Source organism: Thalassoroseus pseudoceratinae (assembly GCF_011634775.1).
GTDB classification, from domain to species: domain Bacteria; phylum Planctomycetota; class Planctomycetia; order Planctomycetales; family Planctomycetaceae; genus Thalassoroseus; species Thalassoroseus pseudoceratinae.
Map to the genome: position 1 here is coordinate 698,417 of NZ_JAALXT010000001.1, position 13,253 is coordinate 711,669.

Genomic DNA, 13,253 nt, shown 5'->3' on the forward strand with positions numbered 1-13,253 from the left:
ACAAGATCATTGGCATTTGACTCCGAATTGCCAACGAGGATGAGTGCCATTCTGCACTTGAGATCATCGAACTTTCGAAGCCGTCCATTGACGAAAAACTCAGACATCATATCGGCCCAATCACGGAATCAGTTTTGCGACGTTGTCCGTGATTCCGCTTTGATTGCGATCAATGAGATTGAGAAGGTGGACCTCAAGCAATGGTTGCGAACCGAGCTGTTTTGACTGTGAAGGTTTATCGATGCCAGGTTCCGAAACTCGTGATTCCGCATCAGCAGCTGACCTCTCAGATCGAGTTGGCAGTTGGAGTCATGTCGCAATTCGAATGCGGTATGAAGACGCAGCCGGCACATCTCACCGATCGGGTCTCGTGAGGAGTGTTCACTCTGGCGTGAACTACCCGAGTCCTGCCGCCCTGTCTTCGACTTGGGAAAGCCTTGGTGGGCAGAATTATCTGCTGAGCACGAACCGTCAAGATTTGGATCACTGGACCTCGCTTGCGGAATTTTCCACGCAGCTTGGGAATTCGCCGCATGGCGATGGCCCGTCTCAAGCCCAACTTACCGCGTTGGATCAAATCGCGTCTGCATTGATCGATCTCACCGAGAGATTGCACGCCGAACAACGTGGTCTTGGCATGCTGACGGCTGAAAATGCGGTCTGGAACGGTGTTGATACGATCCACCCGATGGACCATGGTTTTTGTGTTCCTGAGAACGCGTTGATTCCCCCCAAATGGATGCGTGAACCGCCGATAGGTCATGTCTTTTGGGACCAACCGATCGAGACACAACAATGGACGGCCTTCGCGGATCAACCAATCGATCCTGAGGCGGACGTTCGACTGCTGATTCGACTGCTGCAATTCTTGATGCTAGGAGTTCGGTCGAACGACCTGATCAAATTAGAAGAAATCAAAAGCCATCATCGCACCAAGTCGATGCGTTTTTGGAACAACATAGTCGATGTGTTCCGTGATCCTGGATCAGATGCCGTGGAAAAGTTACGTCGAGTCCTCTCGCAAACGCCGCCGTCGGCTCACTTCACTAAAGCCGTCATAACGCCACCGCCACATTCGCCATCGCGTGGACCATTGATCTTGGTGGGACTGGGATTCGTCGCACTCATTGCACTGCTCATTGGTTTGGGTATTCAGTTTTGGCCGAAGCCACCGGCTCCACCGGTTGTCTCAGATCTCAATAGCGAAAACATTCCGCCACCTGAGCCACAGGGTGATGAAGTCCCCGATGGAACAGAAGTTGACGACTCGCTCGCTTCTGTTGATCTGGAGTCGTCCGCCCTTGTCGACTTGACCGAGAATTGGGTGAGTATCGTCAAGGAGCAGGGCGGGGCAACCGAACTTTCCGATCCCGAGAAAGTATCGCTGGAAAAACGTGCTACGGAGATTCTTGAGCGTTGGCAACAAGATTTCTCGTCCACTCGCAACGACTTCGAACAGGAGTCCAAGCGATCTGCGGCTTTTCAACAGTTGACCGAGCAACTCACCGTGATGGAGGAATTCGCACGGGTCGATTTGAGTGAGTTCTCTCCGGAGTTAGCCGCCGAACGGCAGAAGTGTATTGAGTTTTTGCGAACGCTCATCAACTACCCGCGACTTCGAACGGCTCGCGAATTCAATCGGCGATTGTCGGACCTTGGCACATTGACCGGGCCCCCCGAACCTGAATGAGAACACTCGGAGATTGAAGGTTCGGGTAATGTCCCCAATGTCTCGCTTCGAAATTTCACTTTACGCTGCTGCTATCTGACGTACTGCTATTTTTGTTGCCCCAACTTGAGTCAACGGAGACAGAGTTCATGCTCGCAAATGCTCGTTCTGGACGTTGCGTTGAAGGTCCGCTCCGCGTCACGATGATGCTCGGTGTCCTCGTAGCCACGCTGCCTGCGTTTGGACAAGATCAGCCGGAGATCGACCGTGCTCCGGTTCCAGACACTCCTGCGACCACATCGGTACTGCCATCGACGACGATGGTCATGGTCGTTGAAGTCGGCGGAACGCGTTTGATGACCTCGGGCATTCTGGAGGAAACCATGAAACGAGCCGCGATTTATGGTGATTGCAAATTCGATGAAAAACCGGGCAATCCCGGTGCACGTCAAATCTCGCCGAAATTCTTCGACGAATTTCAAGCACTGCTCGCTCAAACGCGGCCAACCGAACCTGAGAACGAAGACGCCGATGGTGTGCTCATCGGGCGAGACTATCAAATCTCACAAGATGACAACCTTGATAGTTACCGACTGATTCTCAAAGAGCCGGGCACGTTCCTGAAGTCCGTCAAAGTCAACTATGTTGGCAAGGCTGACGACGATCAAAACTCCGACACTTTCACGCCGGATCAGGAAGCGGTCACATCGCTTGGCTTGGATGCCAAGGATCGTGAACAATACCGAATTACTCTTCCGAACGTTCCGGCATCGTATACCGTCGTGGCGTCCGAATTTGGGAAGCCGGACCAAACCTACTCAGGTGACTGGCCGGCGATCAAGAAGTGCTTTTCCGTGACATTCGAAGGTTTTGTCGGTACTCCGGCCATGTTGCGAAAGGGCTTGCAAGACGAACGCATCAACGAATACGTCGATCGGATTCAGGAAGTTTCCGATACTCGGTTCTTCGTGGCGTCGATCGGGGTCGATCGCACAAAACCACTTCCGAATCGCACTCCTGGTTATGTTCTAGTCGAGGTTCCAGTGAATCGGCCGGCGATCACAGACGTCTTTGTCAAGCTTCCGTTGTCGGCAGAGGACACGCAGAAATCGCTTAAAGAATGGAATGATTTCCGGACCTACGATCGTGGGGAGTTGGTCTTGAAGAAGCGACGTGAGGAAACGCCCGACGAACCCCAAGAAGACGAAGAACTCCCGAATGTGACGTTAAAAGCTGGCATGTCCCCGCAATGGTACCGTTTGACGCCTACCATTCGGGATAACGGTGGCGGTCGATCGCAAACCGTCTATGTCCGACGGTTCGAGCTGGGAACCGCCCCGGAACGTCGAAAACTATTGGAGAGCTTTCCAGGCATTTCGATGATGGTGATGCTTCAATCGGGTGAAGATGGATTGGAGACCATTTCGACGGATGACAACAAATGGGTCACGGGGAGTCGGATCGAAGATGACGAATTCGACGACGTTAAGAATGCCAATCCTGATGAATCAACAACCGAGACAGACAACTAGTTTTGACTAGCTAGTGACTGGCTTCTAGTGGGCTGTTACTTGAACACGGCTTTGATTTGTGTCTGTCTCTTCTCTCAACTTGCGAGCCCTAGTATTGCAATGCTGAATACCCTCGAAACTGCGGATGTCCGTTTGCTGGAGGGAGCGGATCGCGACAGGATCGTGCGACAGTACAATCGTGTCGTCGAGCAGTACAATATGTTCCAGACCGCCTTTGGTGATGAGTACCAAGACGACCCGGAATTGATGGCGGCGAAGAAATCACTCACAAAACTTCGGCGTGCCATCACTCGGGAACACTTCCAGATCGCCTTCATCGGCAAAACCGGTGTCGGCAAGTCCAAGGCGTTGAATTCGATTATTGGTCCCTCATCGGATGGCACGGATCCGTTTCCGAGTAGTGCCGGGAAGAGTATCACAACGGCGGTCACGCGGTTGCGTTACGCGGAATCCGAGTCGCTGTCGCTTCACTATATGGATGAGGAACAATATCAGAAAAAACGGGATTTTCTATGTCATTGCACCGGATTATCACCGGAATTGAGTAATCAAGAGTTGCTCGTCAAACTCGCGGAACACCCGGCGATTCGTAGTGACCGGGGTGCGACACTGGCCGATGGCGAAAGCATCAATCCAGAGGATGTTAAGGCCCTCAAAGATTTGATCAAGACCGCCGAGTCACGTGCGGCACTCATCAATAGCCCGCCGTCCCGCGATAAAGACTTTACCGACCGAGAACGGTATGTCGCGAATGTTGTCGGAGCGGATACCGGGAACTCTCTGCTCTGGGATGTTCGCCTGGGAATGCCGGTGGATTTTCTCACGAGCAATGTTGAGCTCTTCGATCTTCCTGGTCCGGGCGCGGCGAGTAAAGTTGACGGATGGACCGCGAAAGAGCATTTGGAGAATGTGCATGCCGTGCTGCTGTTGGCCAATCCGGAGCGAATCGAAACCGAAGTCGAAACCTGGCTGATGGAGCAGATGCGGTCCTGGCATGGGCGTCGGCGGAACCGCCGGATTTGGTTGATCATCACTCGATGGGACAACCTGATGGAAGACGGTCTGGAAGGATCGGCGAAGATGCCCAATCCATTCGATTCGCTCGACCAGTTCCTCGAGCGTTACGACATGGATATTTCCCGGGTCTACATGATTTGTGCTGCCTGGGCGAACGCTTCACAGGAGGCCGTTCACCAGCATTTCGCCGCTCGATTGCGAAATGCCGACAACGATCCACTCCCATCGCGATTGCAATCCGACGAACGGGCAGGAATGCGTCGGGCGTTTTTAGCCTTGTTCAACAAGGGCGGTTTTCCGGCGTTGCGAGAGTTGCTGCGGAACTCAATCGCTACGTCGGTTCGGGACGAACTGATCGAGGAAAGCCGACGCGAATTGGGCACGTTGCGACAAAGTCTGGCCGCTCGCTTTCGACGTGCATGTAAACGGGCCACTACCGACGATCAGGATGTCGCGATTGCCCGAGAAGCATCGTCAAAACTCCAGCTAACGCTTTTGGATATCGAAAAGGAACGTGAAGAGTTCGAACGGCAGGCTGTCAGACTTCGTGACGAATTACGAGAGCGATTCCGTGAGCTTTGGACATCGGCGGAGGCACACGATCGATTTGCCAATGCCGACGAAAAATTTCGATCTGACACGAAGGAACTGGAATCCACCCTCGCGCAAACGGTCCGTGACGAAATCCTCCAGACGCTCTACCACGATTGGCGACCAAGGTTCGAGGAACTTCCTGAGGTGGAACTGCCAACCGTCGGCGACGAATCCGCCACGCCCTTGGAGATTTGGGATACGCACCTGCAAAGCGATCAAGAAGCCGATGTCACCGGCATCCCAATGTTCCCGTCCTTTCTGGATCGGACTTTGTTCGTGGGAGGGCACGAGAATTTGGTGCGAGATCTCGCCAAGGGGGTGCACTACGAAGCCATGTTCCAAGAGAAGACACGCACCGTCGCGCAGCAAGCGATTCACTCGATTCGGTCCCACCTGTTGGCGAGAGCCGGGACGATCGAACGGCATGTCCGTGACTTGGTCCGTGCCGAAAACGTTTCTCGTCAATCCGACGCACCGTGCACCAAACTTCAAGCTCGGATGGATGAACTCGAACAGGATGCAGAATAACCCTTCGAAGCCAAACTTGGTTTGAGATTGACGGTCAGATTCCCCACGACACTTCGACCGTTTGCGTGTGAAATGAACCTCAGGCTCGGAAAAAGGCAAACATGATCAACATTGAAACCATTGGGGTTCACGCGTTGACTGGCAAGCGTCCCTTGCCGGAAAAGGAAGTTCGAATTCGACCTACGCTCGACGGGTTCGACGCTTCCAAATATGTGATGTGTATTGACGATTGGTCGGCGGCGTACCCGTATTTGTCGCTTGAGTTTCGTGTCGACAATCAACCGGTTGAACCGGGTCAGGCCACTTTTGAATCCGCGATGGACACGATCGGCCTCGGTGGCGAAATTGCATTTCCTGGCGGTCAGACAATTACCTGTGTGCTCTCGAAAAACAGTGTCGTCTACATCGATGGCTACTTGGACACCGATCATCCGGAGTTCTGGAAGGAATCAGAACGTCTTGATCGAGACGCCATCGGGTTTCGAATTGAGATTGATGCCATCCTGATTTCGGCTGGTGAGGACGAAGCCACAGAGCAGGGGGGCATTATCATTGATGTTCGACCGGCTCATGCGGTGCAAAGATCCAATGAATACATCGGGCTCGATGTCGGTCATCATAATAGTTTGCTAGCGGCATGCCGAAGCGGTGAACCGACGGACCAACCGCGGATGATCACATCGCCCGGACCGGGTGAAGGATTGCCGACTAGCACGAACATGCCTCATCCGATTTTATCGGTCGTGAGAATCTATCATGTAGATCGGTCCAACCAAATCATGGATAATCCGCACGACAAACATGATGTGGATGAACTTCTCGCGGGCATGAATGCCGTCGATTGTGAATTCGGGTCCGTCGCCCATCAGCGAAGTCGAAAATCGATGGACGGGATCGAATTGGCGGCCAAACGGATGGCGGCCAGTCCGGACTGGAACGAGTTGAAACCCTATCGAGTGTTCCGCAAATTGTCGGGGGGAGACGACCGGATCAGTCTGCCGCTCCCAAAGCGTTTGCCTGCGGAGTTGCTGGTTTCTCATTTGCTGCATCAGTACCGGATGGCAACGCAATCGCTGCCAACTCGGTTGGCGATTTCCTATCCGACAATGTATTCCGCCCGAGAGATCGAACAGATTCGGGAGGTCGTACAAAGAGCGTGGCTGAGACTGCAACCCGAACAATCACCAAAACCAAGACGCTTGGGTGAAGCTGGCGAAGGCAGACTGATCGACAGCGATGGCGTGCAGTTGATGATCGACGAGGCCTCCGCCGCTGCATTCTATTATCTGTTCGAGCGAATCCTCTCACAACCTGGGCAGTTTCCTCGGTTTCGTTATATGTACCCCCGTGGGCTGAATATGCTGCTGTTCGATTGCGGGGGCGGCACTACCGATTTGGCCATCGTCCGAGCACGAGTGAAATACGACCCCCAAAAGGCGAACAACTCCCATGGCGAGACCGACAGCGATTCTCGCAAGTTGGTCCTGAGTGTTCGCGGTCGCATGGGAATTCCTGACTTCGGTGGCGACTACATTACTGAGCAACTGTTTCGATTACTCAAAGCGGCGTTGGCGGCAGCCATCAATCAAGATCTTCCGCCAATGCCAACCGGCACGGGTAGCAACGGCTTCGCTCAGTTGTCGAATTATTTGACGACCTATGCCGATGACGTCGAACGCATTGTCGGCACACGATTCGAACTGACCCCGGCGGGAACAATCGCGACGAACACCGGGGTCAAACACCATCAACGAGCGGTCCAACTGTGGCAGATCGCAGAGCGGTTCAAAATCCAACTGGCGAAAGAACCGAATGCCAAGTCCCCCAGTGAGATTCCGGAAGAGGAATGGTTGTCCCTTTTCCCAGATTCCGAATCCAAGGAACGACGGCAATGGTCGGAGGGTATCCGGATTTCTCGTTCCACGCTTGATACGTTGATCTATCCCAAACTCAAAGAGTTGGTCGAGTCGTGCAATCAAATGATTGACGAAAAGTTAGTTCGCAAAACGGATCGAAACTTTTCCGACGACGACTACCCGGAAGAAATCGAGTGGGTCGCGATTTCCGGAGCCGCTTCGCGGTACCCGCTCGTCACCGAGTTGCTTCGAAGCGAGCTAAACGTTCCCTTCATTAATTCCAGCGATGAGGAGTTTCGGTCGCAACGACTTCTGATCGATCAGGAGCACTTGAAATCAGCGGTTGCGGTCGGATTGGCGCGTGTTTTGGCCGTCAACGACAGTGGCTTCGGCGTGACCATCGAATTCGACAGTAATCTCGCCCGACGTTTACCATTCGACGTGACCTATCACGATCCCGGTGGCGGTGGATACCTACCATTGTTCCGTGAGAACACCTGCTTCGACGATCTCCCCGGTCCCGACAACCCAATTTCCTTAGTTCCCGAGTATCGCACAACTTCCGAAACCGAGCGATCCGACGGTGAACGCGGTGCGAGACTCGTCCGCTTGTATCGCCGATTCCCAGGACAAAAAACCGATCACGAATATCTCGAATACGAATTCCCAGATGGAACCGATGGGGAGATGCAAATCTGTTACGACCCTGATGCCATGGGGGGCCGCGATCAATCGTCGCCATTCGTGATGACGAATACACGCACCGGCGTGCCCGGTCGATGTCGCGAGAGTTTCCCACCCGAGCAGTACTTGCATCCGGTTCAGCGAGGAGACCTCTAATGAGCGACTTGCGATCCGCGGAAATTGTCGCCGGTGTCTGGTCCGCCGCTTTAGAGTTGCGATTGCAATTCCCTCGGTCGTCAGACGATTTGCCGGACACGGATTCGCTCGGAAACGAATCCTCTCTCACGACGCGACTGCAAGAACACTCCAAAGCGATCCAGGAACTTCAGCAGCGAACCGCTCTCACGCTCGCATCGCGTGAACCAACGGCGGCGGCCTATACGACGGAACTTCAAGATCGAATTCAAGGCCGACGCCAGTCACCGCACGGCCGAGTCAATCTGGCCGAAGTTTGGTGCCGACAAGCAGACCTGTTCCGGAAACTTATCCCCAACGAACCGACTCAATCGCCGCCACCATTGCCCCCCGTTCCGCGAACGGAAATCAGTGATCTTGTCAAACATGGAGATCGGCTGGCATTGGTCTTGGAGGAATCACGGGCCCGCCAAACAATTTTCGATCGGGCGTTCGCCAAAAGCCGACTTGAGTTTCACGAAAGTTTGCTTGAGTTCATTCACGACGCCGTTGCCATTCTCAAGGAGCAAGACCAACCGCCCCCCACGACTTCAGAATCAGCGAGTGATCCCCTTTTCTCGGAGAACTCTCCCTTTACACAAGCTGGATTCTGGCCGGTCCCGCAGATCGCACGCTGGCTGCAATCCAGTCAATCCGAGCTCCCATTTCGAGATACAACCTTTGCCGGAGCCAATGCGCGAGACGATGTCCTCATTCCCTTATTCGACTTGATCATCAATACAATTCGGGTGGCAGGTGCCAAGGGATCACAGAGTTTGGTGCGAAGTGTCGTCAATTTGTATTTGTCCTCGTCGTCGACGAAACCGCCGCGTCAAACGAACGGACACACAAGTGGAGACGAGCGAAGTCGGTTTTGTCACATGGTATCGGTGTTTCACGATCGTTGGCCCCGAAAGAAGAATTCCGCCACGTTATCGAGAATGCTCAGCGTCTTGCAACGTCCCCAATTGACTGACGCTTTGATTCCCGAATTGACATTCGAGGGAGCACTGAATTGGGCACCGATTGAAAACCCAAACGATTTGTTCTTGATTCCCGTCGACAGTTCCGGGCAGTCAACTGATGACGTCACCGACTGTCCCGTCCAGTTCGGAATGACCGGTGGCCCCCCCGCTTGCGCTACTTTGAAAGACACCAATACGATTCAAATGCTGCTACGCTTGCAACCACTAGCCGCGTATGTCAAAGACGATTGGCTATCCAACCAAACGCATCGAATTCGAGTTCATGCGGTAGCCGGCCAGGGCATGGCACGGTTCTCGAAAATGGTCGCCATGTTGCAGGATGATCCCGCTCGAACGCACGCGATCGTGGAGAAGGTCCGGCGGGATCCCGAGTCACTGAATCGATTCAGGACACTGATCAGTAGTTTCTCGAAACTGAAGCTCTATCCAGAATTACGAGCTGACGGCAATGTGAAATGGTCGGATAAGATCCCCAACTATCCTGGTGCCCGCTTGGGCGGAAACGGCAAACGGGTTTGGCAGACCTGCGAACCGAGCGTAACATCGGTCGAGCGATTCGCCTTCAGGAAGGAAGATTGCCAACTGACATATACAAGCCCGCTACCGACCGAGTTTCAACCACTCGCGGAAGCCCTTTGTCATCTTGAATCGAAGCTCGATCCATCGATTCTCGACCGGCTTGAGGCCTTTGTGATCGCCATGAAATCGGAATGGAACCCAACCACGGGTTTTCCGGAAGTCTCCGAGGCGATCGAACGACGGGCTGCGGAGTTGGTCGTAGCAATCAATGGCATAATGAAAGACAAGACCGACCACACCGACGAATTCTTGCCATTGTTGCAGGCACTCACCGAATCGAAGTCCCTCCCCAGAACGGTTCGGTTCCTGCCAACTTTGTTCGAAAAAGGCAAACCGTATCCCGCAGAGCGTGAAGCAGACTATGTTCGCGTGCAATATCGTTTCTCGAAGCGAGTCCCCCGGGGGACGGGCGAGACACTCCGGAAGGTTGGTCTTCACACGAAATCCTTGCCGACGTCGCAAGGAAAAGTCACGGTGTCCGCCGGTCCCGAACCCACCGGGTATTTGGAGTTGCAACCGTTCAACCAACCGCTTCCTGAACCATTTGAGAGCGAGCGGATCACGCGTCTCTTGGGGGACCTTCCCGAATGGATCGTCAACGGCACCGAAGAAGAATCCCAATGGGCTACGCTCTTCCGCTTACTATGGCCGGACCTGAACAACGTGGACCTCGCTCGAGAAATCCAGGAGCACAGTTACGTCCTTGGACTTCGCCAGGTGTTTGAATCTGCTTTGGAACATAGTAGCCTGACAATGTACGCTCCCAAGCGGCGGGAGCATTTGTGGCGAGGTGACGGGAACGATTGGTCGACCAATGAGATGGAAATCAAGAACGAACATGAGGTCCCCCAAAGCCCGCGAATGTCGGTGCTTGTACGGCCGTTGCTGACATTGAAAAAACGACGATCACCGCCAAAGGAGAAAGCGATCTGCTATGCGGAATGCTGATGAACCCAACGACGTCGCCGTCGCGTCTGCGGCTGCTCCATTTACGGAACCGATTCGTGGTTATTCGGTGTGGCTCATTCTGTGCGCGGCAGTCGTCAGCGGAGCGGTCTGGGCGTTGTGTACTCAAACCGATTCGACTTGGAACTCCGTTGCGAGTCCGGCGGCGCTTGTTGGCCATGCGGTCTTTGCCGCCTTGGCGTGTGGAAGCCTCCTCGACTTTCGGCGGCGGCAACGTGACCGCCATGCACTCATGCGTGTGCACAAGACGAGTGACGACGAACGGACATACTGGGACGAAATGTTCCACTCCTGCCTCGACGCGACCGATTACCACGCCGTCGCGCGAACATGGACCGATGATATTACGAAACGGCAATCACTGCTCATCTTACTCGCGGTGATTCCACTATGTTGTGGTGCGTTGGCGGGGCTACAAACACTGAATCTCACGACGCAGGGCAGCGCGTTACTTGGATTCTCCGAAGTTTTTCGCCCACTGATCATTGGAGCCGGCGAAACCTTGGTGCTCGCGTTGGCGATCGGGACCAATCGATGGCTGTGGGCCAACGACTTCGCCACCTGGTGGCGAGTCCGTGAGAATCGGCAGGTCTCCGAGGAACCGACTCCAACGACAGTTAGTGTTGACTCGCTAACACAGGAACGCGATCCACTCAAAGATACGGCTGATGCCCCCGAGACAGTTGCCCCAACATCAACACCAATCACGAAGACGACCGCTCCGGAAATCGAGAAACGACAAACGGCTCCACAGTCCGAAACACGCGTCGATCCCGATCACAAGGCCGCCCCCGTTGACGTTCCCCTTGACGCCACGGGCTCTTCTCCCGCCTCAAACGAGAGACCAAAACGGAGCATTTCCTTTGCAACCCGCGGGCCGAAGGTCTTGACCAAGTCTGATGTGGAGGAGACATGACTGACAACACTCAAACTCCCCCGCAGTCGTCCTTTTGGCGACATTTCCCTGGTTTCTTGGCGTTCGCGGGATTGATGTCCGTGGTCGTTTTGGGTATCTCGGCCTGCATCGTGACTGCGAGCGCGATGGCGTACGTGCAGACCTACTCGCGGGTGCACCCCGAAGTCTCTTCCGTGTTTCTTCTTGTCGAACCACCGACGCATTTGGACTCCCAAGCCGAGGTTGTTCCCGTCACGCTTCGGCCTGCCCCTTTCTTACCATCCGACACCGCGACTGTTCATTTCGAGATTTTGGAAGGTCAGCATTTGTTGGCCGGGTTTCCATCATCAGTCAGAATTCACGCCGATCAACCGACAACACTTGCCAAGCTCAAGCTGTCAAACACGCCGACTTCCCACCAGGTGGAGCGATTGCTCCGAGTTCGAGTGCGGTGCGATCACCCCAATGTCATCTGCCAACCAGAAGATTGGCAGGTGAGAGTACCTCCCGTTCCGCTGCATCGTCTGAGCCCGGTGACAATTGAACTGACCGGCCCACCAATCGTCGAGGAGTCCGCGTCGCATATCGCGGTTCGTGTCCGGGCGTTGGAGTTGGCGAATGACCGTGTTCTGAAATTGCAGCTCGCGACATCAGCGGACGGGCTCATCTCGCCGCAAACGCGACAACTTGAGTTCACCGGTCGAAAATCGGAACACGAAGTCCGCTTCCGAATCCATCGACGGCCATCGCAGATGGAAGAAATCGTTTTCGAAGTCACTCCATTAACTCAGCAACCGATTCATTCCAACGGACTTGCGGTACGGCTTTCCCCTCAAGCAGCCCCGATGCCGTCCAAACCAGTACCATTGCCCACGCAACCATTTCAGATTCAGCTCAGTGAAACTCGGTCGACGAACGACGCGGATGAAGTCCGGCTGTCGGTCCGTGGAGCCGACTTGCCTCCGGGCAAAACAACCATTGTCCAGATCAAACACAATTCTAAGTGGCTTCGCCCCACGTCGCAAGAAGTCCAACTAACCTCAGATCAAACCACCGGGCAGACTTCGTTCAACATTATCGATCGTCCCGCGATCTCCCCTGAGACAGTCGCGTTTGTTTCTGAATCGTCCCAGACACATCGTGCCGGTCGTGTATCGGTGGAGATTGCACCACAGGCGTTTCCAACAGACGACGTCCTCGTTGTGATACTGGATTCGCATGGCTTCCAAGACTTCAATTCTGCTCTGAAGAGAAAAGGTTCGACGTTGGATGCCGAGTTGACGGCCTTCGTCGAGTCGGCTGGTGCAGATATTAGTCAGACCGTGATACTCCGTCCTGACGCCGACGCTATCGCTTGGTCATCGGGGGAATCGCTCGGTGGCGACGAGAGCTATTCACTGAGTCAGATCCGGGAAGCATTCAACGATTTGCAAACGTGGCTTCAAGCTCGTGAAGTGCGTGCGCCATTGTTAGTGATTTGGTCGCATCCTTATGGACTGCGTCTCAACCAGGGCCAATCCATTCCATACCCGCATGTGGAGTCGGCCCCAATGCGATTGGTCTGGGCTCGGCCGTCTAAATCAGCGTTCACCGACATTCCCGACCAGTGGAAAAAACGATCAACGAACGCTCAAGCGTTTGGTTACATTCAGGCACCAGCATTTTCACAAGCCCTACTCAACACACTAAAGACAGCCCTAGACGAGATGCGTCACCCATAGACTGCATTGCGAACAACGGAAGACCCACTGTAGTTTCCTATAAACCGCAGAC

At 54.2% G+C, this 13,253-nt stretch carries 7 protein-coding genes; all 7 read left to right on the plus strand.

Features of this window, described 5'->3' with window-relative positions; genetic code table 11:
* The first annotated feature begins 391 nt into the window (after positions 1 to 391).
* The 7 genes from G6R38_RS02530 (at position 392) to G6R38_RS02560 (ending at position 13,201) form a co-directional block, all read left to right on the plus strand.
* Positions 392 to 1,690, plus strand: coding sequence for a hypothetical protein (locus tag G6R38_RS02530; RefSeq protein ID WP_166820100.1), 1,299 nt, complete (start codon positions 392 to 394; stop codon positions 1,688 to 1,690).
* A gap of 128 nt (positions 1,691 to 1,818) precedes the next feature.
* Positions 1,819 to 3,201: a hypothetical protein gene (locus G6R38_RS02535; RefSeq protein ID WP_166820101.1), complete on the plus strand. Its 1,383-nt coding sequence runs from the start codon at positions 1,819 to 1,821 to the stop codon at positions 3,199 to 3,201.
* A 99-nt stretch (positions 3,202 to 3,300) separates the two neighbouring features.
* Positions 3,301 to 5,340 carry a P-loop NTPase family protein gene (locus G6R38_RS02540; protein WP_166820102.1) on the plus strand — a complete coding sequence of 680 codons (2,040 nt, stop codon included), beginning with the start codon at positions 3,301 to 3,303 and terminating at the stop codon, positions 5,338 to 5,340.
* Positions 5,341 to 5,441: 101 nt separating this feature from the next.
* Entirely contained in the window at positions 5,442 to 8,036 is a 2,595-nt protein-coding gene (locus G6R38_RS02545; RefSeq protein ID WP_166820103.1) for an acetate and sugar kinases/Hsc70/actin family protein, read from the plus strand.
* Entirely contained in the window at positions 8,036 to 10,567 is a 2,532-nt protein-coding gene (locus tag G6R38_RS02550; RefSeq protein WP_166820104.1) for a hypothetical protein, read from the plus strand. Before G6R38_RS02545 ends, G6R38_RS02550 begins: the two co-directional genes overlap by 1 nt.
* A complete protein-coding gene (locus G6R38_RS02555) occupies positions 10,554 to 11,501 on the plus strand; it encodes a hypothetical protein (RefSeq protein WP_166820105.1) in 948 nt (315 codons plus the stop codon). Before G6R38_RS02550 ends, G6R38_RS02555 begins: the two co-directional genes overlap by 14 nt.
* Positions 11,498 to 13,201, plus strand: coding sequence for a hypothetical protein (locus G6R38_RS02560; protein ID WP_166820106.1), 1,704 nt, complete (start codon positions 11,498 to 11,500; stop codon positions 13,199 to 13,201). The genes G6R38_RS02555 and G6R38_RS02560 overlap by 4 nt, the downstream gene beginning before the upstream one ends.
* Positions 13,202 to 13,253 lie beyond the last annotated feature (52 nt).